Origin of the sequence: Klebsiella sp. JB_Kp042 (assembly GCF_040065275.1) — a bacterium.
In the GTDB taxonomy this organism is placed as follows: domain Bacteria; phylum Pseudomonadota; class Gammaproteobacteria; order Enterobacterales; family Enterobacteriaceae; genus Klebsiella; species Klebsiella quasipneumoniae.
This window is the reverse complement of the sequence record NZ_JBEAJL010000100.1, coordinates 34611-50354: the sequence shown is the minus strand read 5'-3', so window position 1 is coordinate 50354 and position 15744 is coordinate 34611. Positions and strand designations below refer to the sequence as shown.

Annotated in this window: 15 protein-coding genes; 8 read left to right on the top strand and 7 right to left on the bottom strand. The window is 59.6% G+C overall.

What is annotated here, in order from left to right; translation table 11 throughout:
- Positions 1-27 precede the first annotated feature (27 nt).
- Positions 28-1305 (top strand): stationary phase inducible protein CsiE, encoded by a 1278-nt coding sequence (gene csiE / locus ABLV54_RS21370; RefSeq protein ID WP_023290648.1) that lies wholly within the window; start codon positions 28-30, stop codon positions 1303-1305.
- Here the strand turns inward: csiE and ABLV54_RS21365 are convergent.
- Together ABLV54_RS21365 and hcaR are read right to left on the bottom strand one after the other, a co-directional pair.
- On the bottom strand, positions 1302-2438 hold the full coding sequence (locus ABLV54_RS21365) for a 3-phenylpropionate MFS transporter (RefSeq protein WP_048336304.1): 1137 nt from the start codon (positions 2436-2438) through the stop codon (positions 1302-1304). The genes csiE and ABLV54_RS21365 overlap by 4 nt on opposite strands.
- A 322-nt stretch (positions 2439-2760) precedes the next feature.
- Entirely contained in the window at positions 2761-3645 is an 885-nt protein-coding gene (hcaR, locus tag ABLV54_RS21360) for a DNA-binding transcriptional regulator HcaR (RefSeq protein WP_044524353.1), read from the bottom strand.
- Between the two features lie 135 nt (positions 3646-3780).
- On the opposite strand from hcaR, the gene hcaE reads away from it, so the two are divergent.
- The 6 genes from hcaE to ABLV54_RS21330 all read left to right on the top strand — a co-directional run bounded on the left by hcaE (position 3781) and on the right by ABLV54_RS21330 (position 8522).
- Complete coding sequence (hcaE, locus tag ABLV54_RS21355; RefSeq protein WP_048336305.1) at positions 3781-5142, top strand: 3-phenylpropionate/cinnamic acid dioxygenase subunit alpha; 1362 nt, start codon at positions 3781-3783, stop codon at positions 5140-5142.
- Entirely contained in the window at positions 5139-5657 is a 519-nt protein-coding gene (gene hcaF / locus ABLV54_RS21350) for a 3-phenylpropionate/cinnamic acid dioxygenase subunit beta (RefSeq protein ID WP_048336306.1), read from the top strand. The genes hcaE and hcaF overlap by 4 nt, the downstream gene beginning before the upstream one ends.
- Positions 5657-5974, top strand: coding sequence for a 3-phenylpropionate/cinnamic acid dioxygenase ferredoxin subunit (hcaC, locus tag ABLV54_RS21345; RefSeq protein ID WP_044524356.1), 318 nt, complete (start codon positions 5657-5659; stop codon positions 5972-5974). The genes hcaF and hcaC overlap by 1 nt, the downstream gene beginning before the upstream one ends.
- Positions 5974-6786, top strand: a complete 813-nt coding sequence (gene hcaB, locus ABLV54_RS21340) for a 3-phenylpropionate-dihydrodiol/cinnamic acid-dihydrodiol dehydrogenase (RefSeq protein WP_101881299.1) — start codon at positions 5974-5976, stop codon at positions 6784-6786. Before hcaC ends, hcaB begins: the two co-directional genes overlap by 1 nt.
- A 9-nt stretch (positions 6787-6795) precedes the next feature.
- Entirely contained in the window at positions 6796-7998 is a 1203-nt protein-coding gene (hcaD, locus tag ABLV54_RS21335; protein WP_101881298.1) for a phenylpropionate dioxygenase ferredoxin reductase subunit, read from the top strand.
- Between the two features lie 101 nt (positions 7999-8099).
- The gene (locus tag ABLV54_RS21330) at positions 8100-8522 is read left to right on the top strand and encodes a DoxX family protein (RefSeq protein WP_023290656.1); all 423 of its coding nucleotides are present in this window, start codon (positions 8100-8102) and stop codon (positions 8520-8522) included.
- A 55-nt stretch (positions 8523-8577) separates the two neighbouring features.
- On the opposite strand, the gene glyA is transcribed toward ABLV54_RS21330, so the two are convergent.
- A complete protein-coding gene (gene glyA, locus ABLV54_RS21325; RefSeq protein WP_002914027.1) occupies positions 8578-9831 on the bottom strand; it encodes a serine hydroxymethyltransferase in 1254 nt (417 codons plus the stop codon).
- Positions 9832-10156: 325 nt separating this feature from the next.
- Between glyA and hmpA the strand changes: the two genes are divergently transcribed.
- Positions 10157-11347 (top strand): NO-inducible flavohemoprotein, encoded by a 1191-nt coding sequence (hmpA, locus tag ABLV54_RS21320; RefSeq protein WP_023290657.1) that lies wholly within the window; start codon positions 10157-10159, stop codon positions 11345-11347.
- 74 nt (positions 11348-11421) lie between these two features.
- Here the strand turns inward: hmpA and glnB are convergent, their stop codons facing one another.
- From glnB to ABLV54_RS21300, 4 genes are all read right to left on the bottom strand, one after another.
- Positions 11422-11760, bottom strand: coding sequence for a nitrogen regulatory protein P-II (glnB, locus tag ABLV54_RS21315; protein WP_002914032.1), 339 nt, complete (start codon positions 11758-11760; stop codon positions 11422-11424).
- 65 nt (positions 11761-11825) lie between these two features.
- Positions 11826-13163 (bottom strand): two-component system response regulator GlrR, encoded by a 1338-nt coding sequence (gene glrR, locus ABLV54_RS21310; RefSeq protein WP_023290658.1) that lies wholly within the window; start codon positions 13161-13163, stop codon positions 11826-11828.
- A complete protein-coding gene (gene qseG / locus ABLV54_RS21305) occupies positions 13150-13836 on the bottom strand; it encodes a two-component system QseEF-associated lipoprotein QseG (RefSeq protein ID WP_049013880.1) in 687 nt (228 codons plus the stop codon). The genes glrR and qseG overlap by 14 nt, the downstream gene beginning before the upstream one ends.
- A 29-nt stretch (positions 13837-13865) precedes the next feature.
- Positions 13866-15287 carry a HAMP domain-containing sensor histidine kinase gene (locus ABLV54_RS21300; protein ID WP_101881296.1) on the bottom strand — a complete coding sequence of 474 codons (1422 nt, stop codon included), beginning with the start codon at positions 15285-15287 and terminating at the stop codon, positions 13866-13868.
- Between the last annotated feature and the right edge of the window lie 457 nt (positions 15288-15744).

Below are 15744 nucleotides of genomic sequence, written 5' to 3'. Positions count from 1 at the left end.
GCGGAAACCCTAACTGGAACTTACCAGATGATGACCGTCATTGAACCACCATCTGCGCTTTCCAGTCCACAGCGCCGTAGCCAGGTGCTCCTGATGTTTTATCTGCCCGGACAGTCGGTAACGACTGAACGGCTTGGCAGAATCAACCTCGTTGATGAGACCACGGCCCGGCAGGATATTGAGGAGACCGGACGCGAAATTCAGCGTTACCACCGCCTGACCCTTCGGTCACAGGTGGACGGCAGCTATCGGATTGAAGGCGCCGCGCTCGACCAACGTTTATGCCTGCTGCATGCGCTGCGGCGGGGCCTGCGCCTGTGCCCGCAGTTCGTTAACCATCATTTTACCCCGGCGCTGAAAACGCAGCTTAAACAGGAAGGCATCGCCCGTACCCTGTACGATGATACTAACCTGCAGGCGCTGGTGAACCGCTGCGCGCGAGCGCTCAATCGCCAGTTCGACTGCCGGGACGTTCAGTTTCTGCGCCTGTACCTGCAGTACTGTCTGCTTGAGCATCACCGGGGATATTCACCCGACTTCAATGATGAACAGCAACGCTGGGCGCAGACCGCCGCCGAGTTCACGCTGGCGCAGGAGATTGTCCGCCACTGGCAGCGTCGGGTCGGCGCGACGCCGCATGTCGGAGAGCCTTTTTTCCTCTCGCTGCTGTTTATGATGCTCAAAACCCCCGATCCGCTTCGCGATGGTCACCCGCAGGATCGACGCCTGCGGCTGGCTATTTCCGGCCTGATCCACCGCTTCCAGATGCTCGCCGGCAGGTCGTTCAGTGACGAGCAGGGGCTGAGCGATCAGCTTTATATTCACTTGTCGCAGGCGTTGATCCGCAGCGTGTTTGCTATCGGCATCGATAACACGCTCACAGAGGAAGTGAGCCGGCTCTATCCTCGCTTACTGCGCACCACCCAGGCGGCATTGAGCGAATTCGAGGAGGCCTGGCACGTCCGTTTTAATGAGGAAGAGACCGGCTTAATCGCGGTGATCTTTGGCGCCTGGCTGATGCAGAAAAGCGACCTGCATGAGAAGCAGGTCCTGCTGCTGACCGATGATAATCCGGATATGGAGGCGGCCCTGGAGCAGCAGTTGCGCGAACTGACGCTGCTGCCGCTGAACATCAAATACCAGAGCGTAGAGCGCTTTCAGAAAGAGGGGGCGCCCAAAGGGGTGACGCTTATCGTCACCCCCTATGCGACGGCGCTGCCGCTGTTTTCACCGCCGCTGATCCACGCGGAGAACTGCTTCACTGAACGCCAGCAGCAGCATATCTGCGCGATGCTCGAAGACTAGGCCGCCACCGTTTTTGGCCGGATAGCCAGCGCCGGGATGGTCAGCAGCGCCATCACCCAGAACACGCCCTGGTGCAGGTGCTGGTAGAGGAAGCCGGCGAAGACGGTCATGATGGCAATACTGCCGCCCATCGCCACCGCGGAGTAGACGGCCTGCAGGCGGATCACTTCGCTGCCCTGGCGGGCGGCGATATAGCGCATCGCCGCCAGATGACACACCGTAAAGGTGCCGCAGTGAAGGATCTGCGCGAGGATAAGCCCCGGCAGCGCCGTGGTCCAGCCCATCAGCGTCCAGCGGACCAGCCCGCACAGGGCAGAGAGCAGCAGCAGATCCCGCGCGCTGAAGCGGCGGAACACCTTTTTACTCAGCGCGAAGATCACCACTTCCGCCACCACGCCTAGCGACCACAAATAGCCCACCGCCGAGGCCGAATAGCCTGCCTGCTGCCAGTAAATGGCGCTAAAGCCGTAGTAGGCGGCGTGCGCCCCCTGCAGCAGGCAAACGCAGGCGAGAAAGCGCCAGCTCTGGCGCACCAGCGTCAGCCAGGCCGCCAGCCCGGCCCCCTGCTGCTGGCGCGACGCCCCCTCGGGCATCACCGACGGTTTCAGCAGCATGCCGAGCAGCATCGAGGCGACGCCCAGGCTGAGCATCAGCAGGATCGCCCGGTAATCAAACAGGCTCACCAGCTTGCCGGTCAGCGCCGATCCAATCACAAAGGCGATGGAGCCCCATAGCCGCACCCGGCCATAGTCCATGGTGATTTGCTTTTGCCAGGTATTGGCCAGGGCATCCGTCAGCGGCACCAGCGGCGAAAAGAACAGGTTGAAGCCCACAATGATCGCCAGCAGCCATGCGACGTGGCTGCCGGCCCAGAAGGCCAGCGCGAAGAGCAAGGTTAACAGCGCCAGCACGCGCAGCGCGGCGATCAGCCGGGAGGGGTCGCTCACCCGCGGGGCGATCAGCAGGCTGCCGAGAAAACGGGCTACCAGACCGGCGCCGAGCAAGATGCCGATGGTTTCCGGGGTCAGTCCGTTGCCGGCCAGCCAGACGCTCCAGAAGGGCAGAAAAATACCGTAGCTAAAAAAGTAGGTGAAGTAACTGAGCGCCAGCCAGCGCGTGGAGTGCAAGACCATGATTTCCTCCCGAATGGTGGCGACAGTCTGGCGATAAACCCCGGCGGACGCAAGTCAGGCAGAAAGCGGAAAAAGGCGGTTTATTCACCATGGTGCCTCGTTCTCCGGGCGACGCCCCTGGCGGAAAAGATGGCATTCCGGCGGATACCGCGGCTGAAACGCAGTGCCCGAGGCGTTGGAGGTAGCCATGGCGTAGGATGACAGGCCAGACAGGCTGACAGACATAACCCTGAAAGTTTGCGTTAAAATCGTGAAGTTCATCACAGCTCACGACCGACGTTCAGGCGCCGCCGCCCGTCAGCGGTCCGCTACAGACAGGAGATTATCCTGCAGCCGCATGCTCTCTGGCCGTGGCGATAAAATCGGCCAGCGCCGGCTTGATGGTGCCTTTTTTCCATGCCATCAGCAGCGCAATGGTCGGGGCATTGCCGGCGATAGGACGAAAAACCACCCGGCCAGTATTAAAATGATTCATATAACCGGGTATCAAAGTCACCCCGAGCCCCATCCCCACCAGATTCATGGTCACCAGAATATTGGTCGCCACCTGGACAATACGCGGCTGGCTTTTTTGCTGTTCGAACCACGCCTGGACGATCGGCGCCAGCGCCCCAGAGTACGCCGGGTCAGTGCTGACAAAATCAACACCGTCCAGCTGGCTGGCGCTCACCTTCTCTGCTTTCGCCAGCGGATGATCTACCGGCAGCACCACCACCAGCGGTTCGTGGAGCAACTCAAGATAGTCAATTTCCGGACTGTAGATCGGGTGGCGCATCAGTCCGATATCCAGTTCACCGCTGCGAATTTTATCTTCCTGCTCGGTGGTGATAAGACTGACCAGCTCAACCCGGGTATTCGGTTGTTTGCGGCGAAACAAGGGCAGAACGCCGGGCAGCAAATTGACTTCGGCCGACGGCACAAAACCAATCGCCAGGTGGTTATCGTGCTGGACGATTTTTCGCGCGCGCATTTTGGCACTCTCTGCCTGGTCGAGTATCGCCTTCGCATCCTGCAGAAAACACTCCCCCGCCGCCGTCAGCGTCACCTTGCGTTTGTCGCGCTCAAGCAACGACACGCCGACGCACTGTTCCAGATCGCGAATTTGACTGCTCAGCGAAGGCTGCGAGGTATGCAGTTTTTCTGCCGCGCGGGTGAAGTTTAGTTCCTGCGCCACCGCGACGAAATAGCGCAGGTGCCTCAATTCCATCAACCCCTCCTTGTTATCGATAAAACATCTCAGCTGGTAGAAATTAACTATTTCACACATTGATAACCCACAAGCAACATAAGGATGACACAAAAAAGAGAAGGTCAATACCTCTTACCCCACAGGATGAAAAAAATGACCATCAAAATGAAAACCGATGTCTACCAACTGGTCGACCCGCAAAACGGTCGCGTCACCCCACGGATCTATACCGACCCTGAGATCTATCAGCTTGAGCTGGAGCGGATCTTTGGCCGCTGCTGGCTGTTTCTGGCCCATGAAAGCCAGATCCCGCGGGCAGGGGATTTCTTTAACACGTACATGGGTGAAGATGCCGTGGTGGTGGTCCGCCAAAAGGACGGCAGCATTAAAGCCTTTTTAAATCAATGTCGTCACCGCGCGATGCGCGTGAGCTACGCCGACTGCGGCAATACCCGAGCCTTCACCTGCCCCTATCACGGCTGGTCTTATGGCATCGACGGCGAGCTGATCGACGTCCCGCTCGAGCCGCGCGCCTACCCGCAGGGGCTGTGCAAGTCCCACTGGGGGCTCAATGAAGTCCCGTGTGTGGAAAGTTACAAAGGCCTTATTTTCGCCAACTGGGATCCTACAGCCCCCACGCTGCGTGACTATCTGGGCGATATGGCCTGGTATCTTGACGGCGTCCTCGACCGTCGTGAAGGCGGGACCGAGATCGTTGGCGGCGTACAGAAGTGGACCATCGACTGCAACTGGAAATTCCCTGCCGAGCAGTTCGCCAGCGATCAGTATCACGCGCTGTTCAGCCACGCCTCGGCGGTGCAGGTGCTGGGCGCGAAAGATGATGGCAGTGAAAAGCGCCTGGGCGAAGGACAGACCGCCCGCCCGGTGTGGGAGACTGCCAAAGACGCGCTGCAGTTTGGTCAGGAGGGGCACGGCAGCGGCTTTTTCTTCACCGAACAGCCGGACGCTAACGTCTGGGTCGACGGCGAGGTCTCCCGCTATTACCGCGATACCTTTGCCGAAGCCGAGCAGCGGCTGGGCACCGTCCGCGCCCTGCGCCTCGCAGGTCACAATAACATCTTCCCGACCCTCTCGTGGCTAAACGGTACCGCCACGCTGCGCGTCTGGCACCCGCGAGGACCGGATCGGGTTGAGGTCTGGGCATTCTGTCTCACCGATAAAGCCGCCTCCGATGAGGTCAAAGCGGCGTTCGAAAACAGCGCCACGCGCGCCTTTGGTCCGGCTGGTTTCCTCGAGCAGGATGACTCGGAAAACTGGTGTGAAATTCAAAAACTGCTGAAAGGACACCGGGCGCGTCACACCAGCCTGTGCCTGGAGATGGGATTAGGCGAGGAAAAACGCCGCACAGACGGCATTCCGGGGATAACCAACTATATCTTTTCCGAAACTGCCGCCCGCGGTATGTACCAGCGCTGGGCCGATCTGTTAAGCAGCGAAACGTGGCAGGAAGTGCAGGAAAAAACCGCCGCTTACCAGCAGGAGGTGATGAAATGAGCGCCTTAGTCTCTGCTGAACTGCACTACCGCATCAGCCAGTTCCTCTACGAAGAGGCGCGTCTGCTGGACGACTGGCAGTTTCGCGACTGGCTGACGCAGCTGGACGACGAGATCCGCTACACCATGCGCACGACCGTCAACGCCCAGACCCGCGACCGTCGCAAAGGGGTCCAGCCGCCGACCACCTGGATCTTTAATGACAACAAAGACCAGCTTGAGCGCCGGATTGCTCGCCTGGAGACCGGCATGGCATGGGCAGAGGAGCCGCCATCCCGCACCCGCCATCTGATTAGCAACCTGCAGATCAGCGAAACCGGACAACCGGATCGCTTCGCCGTGCGCCTTAACTATCTGCTATATCGCGCGCAAAAGGAGCGTGACGAGACCTGCTACGTCGGCACGCGGAGGGACACCGTCCGCCGTCTGCCTGGCGGCGAGTGGCGCCTGACGGCACGAGAGATCGTGCTCGATCAGGCAGTGATCGCGTCCCACAACCTGAGCGTACTCTTCTGATGAATCGAATATTCGCCTGCTCCACCGTGGAGCTGCCGGAGGGGGAAGCCCTCCGCCTGGAGACCTCTCCCGTTATTGCCCTGTTCCATATTGGCGGAGCGTTTTATGCCGTTAACGATCGCTGCAGCCATGGCAACGCGTCGATGTCCGAAGGCTACCTGGAAGACGACGCGACGGTGGAATGTCCACTACACGCCGCCAGTTTCTGCCTGAAAACCGGCAAAGCGCTGTGTCTGCCCGCCACCGAGCCGCTGACCACCTATACCGTGCACGTGGAAGGCGGTGAGGTGTTTATTGATATTCCTGAGGAGGCCTGATGAGCGATTTACGCGATAACGTGGTGTTGATTACCGGCGGCGGTTCCGGCCTGGGTCTGGCGCTGATTGAGCGCTTTATTGACGAGGGGGCGAAGGTCGCGACCCTCGAACTGTCCGGCGCGAAAGTCGCCAGCCTGCGCCAGCGCTTTGGCGATCGGGTGCTGGCGGTGGAAGGCAGCGTAACCCGCTACGGTGATTATCAGCGCGCAGTGGATCAGATCCTCACCACCTTTGGCCGTCTGGACTGTTTTATCGGCAACGCCGGCATCTGGGATCATAACGCCTCCCTGATGGACACCCCGACGGAGGCGCTGGAGAATGGCTTCCATGAGCTGTTCAACGTCAACGTGCTGGGCTATCTGCTCGGCGCCAAGGCCTGCGCCCCGGCATTAATCGCCAGCGAAGGCAGCATTATTCTGACCCTCTCCAACGCGGCCTGGTATCCGGGCGGCGGCGGCCCGCTCTACACCGCCAGCAAACATGCGGCGACCGGCTTAATTCGCCAGCTGGCCTACGAGCTGGCGCCGAAGGTGCGGGTCAACGGCGTTGGCCCCTGCGGGATGGCGACCGATCTGCGCGGCCCGCAGGCGCTGGGGCAAAGCGACACCACGATAATGCACTCCCTGACGGCGGAGAAGATCGCCGCCATCCTGCCACTGCAGTTTTTCCCCGAACCGGTCGATTTCACCGGCCCGTACGTCATGCTGGCTTCCCGACGTAATAATCGGACGCTGAGCGGGGTGATGATTAATGCCGATGGCGGGCTGGGGATCCGCGGGATCCGCCATGTCGCCGCCGGACTAAACCTTTAAGGAGTGATGATGAGCGAACCGATGATTGCCATTATCGGCGGTGGACAGGCCGGGGCGATGGCCGCTGCGGCCCTCCGCCAGCAGGGTTACCAGGGTCCCCTGCACCTGTTTTCTGATGAACCCCATTTACCCTATGAGCGCCCGCCGCTGTCGAAAGCGATGCTGCTGGATGCAGATCCGCAGCGACAGCCGGTGCTCCCCGCCAGCTGGTGGCAGGACAACAACGTCCAGCTGCATCTCGGTGTGACGCTGCGCGATATCGATCGTCAGGCGCAGAGCCTGACGCTGGCAGACAATCGCGTCTTTCACTGGCGACAACTGCTGCTGGCGACCGGAGCCGCCGCCAGGCCGCTGCCGCTGCTCGACGCGCTGGGGGAACGTTGCCAGACCCTGCGACACGCCGGCGATGCTGCGCGTCTGCGCGCGGCGCTGCAGCCAGGGAGCGAGGTGGTTATCGTCGGCGCAGGCACCATCGGCCTGGAGTTGGCCGCCAGCGCAATTCAGCGCGGCTGTCGCGTCACGGTGGTGGAGCAGGCGTCGACGGTGATGGGTCGCAACGCCCCGCCGCCGGTCCGCGATTACCTGCTGGCCCGCCATCGCCAGGCCGGGGTACGGGTGCTGTTGAACAGCGCCATCGAACAGGCGAAACAGGGAACCCACCTCAACCTCACTTTACAGAGTGGCGAAACCCTGCGCGCCGGGACGGTCGTATATGGCATTGGCATCGTGGCTAACGATGCTCTCGCGCGCCGCGCCGGGCTGGAGACCGACAAAGGCATCGTCGTGGATGCCGACGGCAGGACCTCGGACCCGGCTATTTTTGCCGCCGGCGACGTCACGCTGACGCGGCAATCAGATGGTTCGCTGTCGCGCGTCGAGAGCTGGGAAAATGCCAATATCCAGGCGCAGATTGCCGCTGCGGCCATGCTTGGCAAACCACGCCCCGCCAGGGCGCCAGGCTGGTTCTGGACCGATCAGTACGAAGATAACCTGCAGTTTATTGGCGATATGCAGGGCGAAAAGTGGTGGTGTCGGGGAGCGCCCGCCGATCGCAAAGCGATCTGGTTCCAGCTGCGTGACGGCGTGTTAACCGGCGCGGTCACCCTCAATCACGGTCGCGAGATCCGCACGCTGCGCAAGCTCATCCAGAGTGGTCAAGCGGTGAACGCCGAAACGCTATGCGATGAAAGCGTCCCGTTAAAAACGCGGTAATTTCGCTGTTCAGCGGACCGGGGATGTTGCCAGAACTAACGTGGCGGGAAGCAAAAACGTGTATTACGTTTAAAGGACACTTCTCTCATAACGAGCTGATTATGAACACACTCCGCTATTTTGATTTTGGCGCATCCCGCTCTCTGCTACTGCTTATCGCCCGCATCGCCGTGGTAGTTCTGTTTATTCTTTTTGGCTACCCCAAACTGCTGGGCTTTGACGGTACGGTGCAGTACATGGCCGCCTCCGGCGCGCCGATGCCGACCCTGGCGGCGATTATCGCCGTCATTATGGAAGTGCCTGCCGCCATTTTAATTGTGCTGGGCTTTTTCACCCGCCCGCTGGCGGTCATCTTTATCTTCTACACCCTGGGCACCGCGGTGATTGGCCATCACTACTGGGATATGACTGGCGATGCGGTATTGCCGAACATGATTAACTTCTGGAAAAACGTCAGCATCGCCGGCGCTTTCCTGCTGCTGGCGGTAACCGGGCCCGGAGCGATTTCGCTCGACCGCCGCTAATCCCCAGACGCAAAAAAGGCCGCAAACGCGGCCTTTTTGATTTCAACGCTATCGCTTACGCATAAACCGGGAAGCGGGCGCAGATATCCAGGACTTTGCCTTTCACGCGCTCAATGACCGCGTCGTCATTGATATTGTCCAGCACATCACACATCCAGCCAGCCAGCTCTTTGACTTCCGCTTCTTTAAAGCCGCGGCGAGTCACCGCCGGAGAGCCGATACGGATACCGGAGGTTACGAACGGGCTCTTCGGATCGTTCGGCACGCTGTTTTTGTTGACGGTGATGTTGGCGCGGCCCAGGGCAGCGTCAGCTTCTTTACCGGTCAGGTTTTTATCCACCAGGTCCAGCAGGAACAGATGGTTCTCAGTACCGCCAGACACCACTTTGTAGCCGCGGTTCAGGAACACTTCCACCATTGCTTTGGCGTTTTTCGCAACCTGCTGCTGGTAAACTTTAAACTCTGGCTCCATCGCTTCTTTCAGCGCCACCGCTTTCGCTGCGATAACGTGCATCAGCGGGCCGCCCTGCGCGCTTGGGAATACCGCAGAGTTCAGTTTCTTGTACAGCTCTTCGCTACCGCCTTTCGCCAGGATCAGGCCGCCGCGCGGACCCGCCAGGGTTTTGTGGGTGGTGGTGGTCACGACGTGAGCATGCGGAACCGGGTTCGGATACACGCCAGCGGCAATCAGGCCTGCCACGTGCGCCATATCGACAAACAGGTATGCGCCGATGCTGTCAGCGATTTCACGCATTTTTGCCCAGTCAACGATACCGGAGTAAGCGGAGAAACCACCGATGATCATCTTCGGTTTATGTTCCTGAGCCTGCTTCGCCATGTCGTCATAGTCAATTTTGCCGGACTCATCAATACCGTAAGGGATGATGTTGTACAGTTTGCCGGAGAAGTTAACCGGAGAGCCGTGAGTCAGGTGGCCGCCCTGCGCCAGGTTCATCCCCAGCACGGTATCGCCCGGCTGCAGCAGCGCGGTGTAGACGGCAAAGTTAGCCTGGGAGCCGGAGTGCGGCTGGACGTTAGCATAGTCAGCGCCGAACAGCTCTTTCGCGCGGTCGATAGCCAGCTGCTCAACCACGTCGACATATTCGCAGCCGCCGTAGTAACGCTTGCCCGGATATCCTTCAGCATATTTGTTGGTCAGCTGAGAGCCCTGCGCCTGCATCACGCGCGGACTGGTGTAGTTTTCGGAGGCGATCAGTTCGATGTGCTCTTCCTGACGTACTTTTTCCTGCTCCATAGCCTGCCACAGTTCGGCATCATAATCGGCAATGTTCATTTCACGCTTTAACATCCGCATCTCCTGACTCAGCTAACAATAAAATTTCGGCCTAAAAAGGCGGTCCGATTGGACAACGGCCCACAGTATAACCGAATCATTCTGTGATAACAGGTCTTGACAAAGGAATTTACGCAAACGTTTGGCTCCGCATGACACAAGGCTTTGAGCAATAACGCCTCTCTCAGTATCAACGGATTTCTTTTCAGGATTGTGATGCAAATTCTTCATGTTGTAACTGCAACGACGGAAAGTGTTAAAGAACCATTTACAACGCAGGGTTATTTCCTTAAGATGCATTTAAAATACATCATTAAGGTAACACACAAGGAAGCACGCTATGCTCGACGCTCAAACCATCGCTACGGTCAAAGCCACCATCCCCCTGCTGGTAGAGACTGGACCAAAATTAACCGCCCATTTCTACGATCGTATGTTTGCGCATAACCCGGAGCTCAAAGAGATCTTCAATATGAGCAACCAGCGCAACGGCGACCAGCGAGAAGCGTTGTTCAACGCCATTGCCGCCTATGCCAGCAATATCGATAACCTGCCCGCCCTGCTGCCGGCGGTGGAAAAAATCGCCCAGAAACACACCAGTTTCCAGATCAAACCGGAGCAGTACAACATCGTGGGCAGCCATCTGCTGGCGACCCTCGATGAAATGTTCAGCCCGGGTCAGGAAGTCCTTGATGCCTGGGGGAAAGCTTACGGCGTGCTGGCGAACGTCTTTATCGGCCGCGAAGCCGAGATCTATCAGCAAAACGCCAGTAAAACCGGCGGCTGGGAAGGGACCCGCGCGTTCCGCATCGTGAAGAAAACCCCGCGCAGCCAGCTTATCACCAGCTTTGAGCTCGAGCCGGTCGACGGCCAGCCGGTCGCCGATTACCAGCCTGGCCAGTATCTGGCCATCTGGCTGAAGCCGGAAGATTTCGAATATCAGGAAATTCGCCAGTACTCCCTGACCCGCAAAGCGGACGGCAAGGGCTACCGCATCGCGGTTAAACGCGAAGAAGGCGGCCAGGTTTCCAGCTGGCTGCATAACCATGCCAGCGAAGGCGATGTGGTCTATCTGGCGGCGCCGGCCGGGGACTTCTTCCTTAACGTTGAACCGCAGACGCCGGTCACTCTGCTCTCCGGCGGCGTCGGGCAAACGCCGATGCTGGCGATGCTGGATGCGCTGGCGAAGAGCCGCCATCAGGGTCAGGTGAACTGGTTCCATGCGGCGGAAAATGGCGAAGTCCATGCCTTTGCGGATGAAGTGCAGGCGCTCGGCGCGGCGCTGCCGGCGTTTACCGCTCACGTCTGGTATCGCAACCCGAGCGAGGCCGACCGTCAGGCAGGACGTTTTGATAGCGAAGGTTTGATGGATTTAGCGGCGGTGGCGGAAACCCTTCGCGACCCGCAGATGCAGTTCTATCTCTGCGGCCCGGTGGCCTTTATGCAGTATGCGGCGCAGCAGCTGGTGGCGCAGGGGGTGAATAAAGACAACATTCATTACGAATGCTTCGGGCCGCATAAGGTGCTGTAAGCCCCGACGACGCGGGGATTTGTAGGCCGGGTAAGCGCAGCGCCACCCGGCAATACTGCAGCGAGCGGCGAGCGTTAAATCGCCGCGTCGTCTTCTTCGCCGGTACGGATACGAATCACGCGCGCGACATCAAAGACAAAGATTTTACCGTCACCGATTTTGCCGGTCTGCGCGGTACGGATGATGGTATCCACACAGGTATCGACGATATCGTCGGTCACCACGATTTCAATTTTCACTTTCGGCAGAAAATCCACCATATACTCCGCGCCGCGGTAGAGTTCGGTGTGCCCTTTCTGGCGGCCAAAGCCTTTCACTTCCGTTACCGTCATCCCGGTGATGCCGACTTCGGCCAGCGCTTCACGCACGTCATCCAGTTTGAAAGGTTTAATAATCGCATCAATCTTTTTCATGGTGTTCCTGTCTTAGTCGCGTAACCGGTTGCTTACCGTATCATAACTTGCGCTATGTTGCGGAGCTACTCTTTAAAGTCGTTGGCGTCGAGCTCATGGCGCGACAGCAGCTTATAGAATTCAGTGCGGTTGCGTCCAGCCATCCGCGCGGCATGGGTGACGTTGCCCCTGGTAATCTGCAGCAGCTTGCGCAGGTAGTTCAGCTCAAACTGATTGCGCGCCTCCACGAAGGTCGGCAGGGCGGTGTTCTCGCCCTCCAGCGCCTGCTCCACCAGCGCATCGCCGATCACCGGCGACGAGGTCAGGGCCACGCACTGCTCTATCACGTTCACCAGCTGGCGCACATTGCCCGGCCAGTTGGCGGCCATCAGCCGCTTCATCGCATCGCTGGAAAACGCCCGTACGAACGGCTTATGGCGATCGGCGGACTGACGCAGCAGATGGTTGGCCAACAGCGGAATATCTTCCGTGCGTTCGGAGAGCGGCGGGATCTTCAGGTTAACCACATTGAGGCGATAGAACAGATCTTCGCGAAACTCGCCGCGGGCCATCGCCTTCGGCAGGTCGCGGTGGGTGGCGGAGATGATCCGCACGTTGATCTCGATATCGCGGTTGCTGCCGAGCGGGCGTACCTTACGCTCCTGCAGGACGCGCAGCAGCTTCACCTGCAGGGCGACCGGCATATCGCCAATCTCATCGAGAAACAGCGTACCGCCTTCGGCGGCCTGGAATAACCCTTCGCGGTTGCTGACCGCGCCGGTAAAGGCGCCCCGCGCATGGCCGAACAGTTCGGACTCGAGCAGCTGTTCCGGCAGCGCGCCGCAGTTAATCGCCACGAACGGCTTGTCATGACGCGGGCTGGCGTTGTGGATCGCCTGGGCGACTATCTCCTTCCCGGTCCCGCTCTGGCCGTTAATCAGCACGCTAACGTCGGATTGCGCCACCATCCCGGCCTGCTCGAGCAGGCGCAGCATCAGCGGGCTGCGGGTGACAATGGCCTGACGCCAGGCTTCGTCGGTGGCTGGCGAGCGCTGCTCCAGCGCCTCATCAATGGCTTGATACAAGGCGTCTTTATCAACCGGCTTAGTCAGGAAGCTGAAGACGCCCTGCTGGGTGGCCGCCACCGCGTCGGGGATCGAGCCATGGGCGGTGAGAATGATCACCGGCATGCCGGGCTGCCCCTTCTGGATCTCACTGAACAGCTGCAGACCGTCCATTTCATCCATCCGCAGATCGCTAATCACCAGATCCACCTTCTCACGCCCCAGCACGCGCAGCGCTTCCGGGCCGCTCTCGGCGGTGACCACGCTATAGCCTTCGCTGACCAAGCGCATGCCCAGCAGCTTCAGCAGCCCCGGATCGTCATCCACCAGCAGCAAACGCGCCGGTTTACGGATCGTCATGGATCACCTCCGGCACTTTTTCGCTGCCGAAATTGCCGCCCGGCTTGCGGCTGGAGAGCTGGCGTTCAATATCCGTCAGATTCTCCAGCTTACGGGTGGTCAGCTCCAGCTGTTCGCGCAGCGACTGCTCCTGCTGGCGCAACGTCTCCAGCTCGCTATCGCTGGACTGCTGAAGCTTCGCGTAGCGGGCTCGCTCCTCCACCAGCTGCAGCTGACGGGTCTGCCCGTCGCGCCAGAGCTGATACAGCGGGCGGACCTGAACGGCGATTTGCGGGCTGAAGGTGTCGAGACGCGCCACCAGCTCGCGGCGCTCGTCAGGGGTAATTTTGGCATCGGCAAGCAGAATGCCGCGGCGGAACGCGTCCTGCCAGCTGTCGTCGGTATGGCGTTTCGCCTCCGCTCGCGCCTGCGCCGGCGCGAGACGATCGGCGCAGTCAATGCCCCGCAGCCAGTAGAGGGGGTTTTTGTCGCTGGCATCGCTGCTGTGCGCCCAGATATCGGCGCAGTCCACCGCGACAAAATCGGCCACCTGATGCTGCGCCTGCCCGGGGGCGGCGGCACCTTCCGCACTATGCGGCGAGAAGCCGGCGGAACACCCCGCCAGCGTCAGACAAGCAATGCCTGAGAGCAGCCATCCGCTAAGGGAACGGCGCCAGGCCAGGAATTGGGACATAGTTCCCCGATATCGATTCATTAGTTGGATTAATCCGGCGCTGAGGGAAGCGTAATGCGAAAACAGACCTGCCCGGCGGGGGCGTCAACCAGACTGAGCTCCCCTTGCATCTGACGGACGCAGTCGCGGGCGATGCTTAACCCCAGCCCACTGCCTTTCACGGCCCCTTTACGCTGGTGACTCCCCTGGTAAAAAGGCTCAAAAATCATATTCTTTTCCGCGGCCGGGATTGGTTCGCCGCTGTTGGCGACATCAATACGCACCTGCTCTCCGTGCCGGTAGCTATGGATACGAATGTTACCGGATTCAGCGCCATAGTGCACCGCATTGGAGTAGAGATTATCCATTACGCTTATCAATAGCGCAGGCTCTGCCAGACAATGCCGCGCCCGCAGCGCCAGCTCGGTATGCATCAGTTTAGCCCGCGCGGGCAAACTGTGCGCCGCCACGACGTTTTCCACCAGCTCCACCAGGTCCACTTCTTCCCGGGCTACCGGGCCGTCGGCCTGTTTGCGGTTGTAGTCCAGCAGCTGTTCAATCAGCTTTTGCAGGTTGCGGCTGCTGCTGTCGAGGATCTCGACGATCTCCTGCTGCTCCGGCGTCAGCGGCCCGGCGACACGGTCGGCCAACAGCTCGGTGCCTTCACGCATACTGGCCAGCGGGGTTTTCAGCTCATGCGACAGATGGCGAAGAAACTGATGCCGCTGCGACTCCAGCCATGCCAGGCGCTCGCTGAGCCAGATAATGCGCTTGCCCACCGAGCGCAGCTCGCGCGGGCCGGTAAACAATGCCGCGTCGTCCAGCGATTTCCCAGCCCCCAGCTGGTTGATCATTCTTTCGATGCCTTTCACCGGGCCGATGATCATGCGGGTAAAAAGCAGCACCAGCGCCAGGCTCAGCAGAAACAGCACCAGCGCCTGCCAGCCGAAAAACTGGCCGCGCTCGGCAATCTCCTGCTGCAGCTGCTGGCCGCGGGAATAGACCACCGCCCGGGTCGCCTGGACCATGTCGCTGTTATTACTGGCGAACACTTCCAGTCTGGCGGCTGCCTGGGCGTCGGGGCCGCTGTTGTTACACTGCAGCTGTGCCAGATCGCTGACATCCTGGCGCAGCGCCTGCCAGAGCTTCTCGTCCGGCAGCACGCCGGCGTGCGCGTCCAGCATCTGGCTGTAGCGCTGCCGCTGGTTTTGATAGACGCGCGCCAGCGTCGGATCGTCCAGCACGCAGTACTGGCGATAGCTGCGCTCCATCTCCAGCGCGGCATTGATCATCGCCTCGCTGCGGCGGGCATCGACCAGCGTAGTGCGGTTGATATGCGCCGCCTGGGCGCTGAGGGCATTGAGGCTCTGCCAGGCCTGCCAGGCCAGCACCAGCAACGGCAGCAGGATCAGCACAAATGAGAGCGTCACCAGCTGACGCAGCGAACGGGGAAAAAGAGAGAGTCGCTTCAAGGGTGTGGTCTCAATCATTAGCTCTGGTCGATGCTAACTGAGGAGCGCGGCGGAGAAAAGCGATACCCGTCGCCACGGCGCCGCAGAAACAACAAAGCCAGGCGCAAGGCCTGGCTTTGTTGAGAAATGAGGCGGTGCCTTACTCGACGTTTCGCCCGATGTCTGATAAAGCCAGGCTGTTATCAGGAGTTGGACGGCAGGCACCTGTTTGTGCGTCATTCGAAGTTTATGTAGCGCGTCCCGAAGGGGCTGACATAAGAAGGTGAATGAGCCACTGGTTAATATTATGCATGAACTATGCCATCTTTCAAAACATTTTATTAACACGTTGATATATATGACTTTCACCATAAAATCCAACCATTCCAGCGCTGTATACTTTTTATCCATGATGTCGCCTATTAGCGACACTAAATATGCCCCAGTTTACTCATCATTTAAATCAATAACTTAAGTG

What these genes read in the sequence shown, in the direction of transcription:
- hcaD (WP_101881298.1), top strand. Translation starts at nt 6,796, where the DNA reads ATGAGCGAACCGATGATTGCCATTATCGGCGGTGGACAGGCCGGGGCG.
- glrR (WP_023290658.1), bottom strand. Translation starts at nt 13,163, where the DNA reads ATGACGATCCGTAAACCGGCGCGTTTGCTGCTGGTGGATGACGATCCG.
- glnB (WP_002914032.1), bottom strand. Translation starts at nt 11,760, where the DNA reads ATGAAAAAGATTGATGCGATTATTAAACCTTTCAAACTGGATGACGTG.
- qseG (WP_049013880.1), bottom strand. Translation starts at nt 13,836, where the DNA reads ATGTCCCAATTCCTGGCCTGGCGCCGTTCCCTTAGCGGATGGCTGCTC.
- hcaR (WP_044524353.1), bottom strand. Translation starts at nt 3,645, where the DNA reads ATGGAATTGAGGCACCTGCGCTATTTCGTCGCGGTGGCGCAGGAACTA.
- csiE (WP_023290648.1), top strand. Translation starts at nt 28, where the DNA reads ATGATGACCGTCATTGAACCACCATCTGCGCTTTCCAGTCCACAGCGC.
- hcaE (WP_048336305.1), top strand. Translation starts at nt 3,781, where the DNA reads ATGACCATCAAAATGAAAACCGATGTCTACCAACTGGTCGACCCGCAA.
- hcaF (WP_048336306.1), top strand. Translation starts at nt 5,139, where the DNA reads ATGAGCGCCTTAGTCTCTGCTGAACTGCACTACCGCATCAGCCAGTTC.
- hcaB (WP_101881299.1), top strand. Translation starts at nt 5,974, where the DNA reads ATGAGCGATTTACGCGATAACGTGGTGTTGATTACCGGCGGCGGTTCC.
- ABLV54_RS21330 (WP_023290656.1), top strand. Translation starts at nt 8,100, where the DNA reads ATGAACACACTCCGCTATTTTGATTTTGGCGCATCCCGCTCTCTGCTA.
- hmpA (WP_023290657.1), top strand. Translation starts at nt 10,157, where the DNA reads ATGCTCGACGCTCAAACCATCGCTACGGTCAAAGCCACCATCCCCCTG.
- hcaC (WP_044524356.1), top strand. Translation starts at nt 5,657, where the DNA reads ATGAATCGAATATTCGCCTGCTCCACCGTGGAGCTGCCGGAGGGGGAA.
- ABLV54_RS21365 (WP_048336304.1), bottom strand. Translation starts at nt 2,438, where the DNA reads ATGGTCTTGCACTCCACGCGCTGGCTGGCGCTCAGTTACTTCACCTAC.
- glyA (WP_002914027.1), bottom strand. Translation starts at nt 9,831, where the DNA reads ATGTTAAAGCGTGAAATGAACATTGCCGATTATGATGCCGAACTGTGG.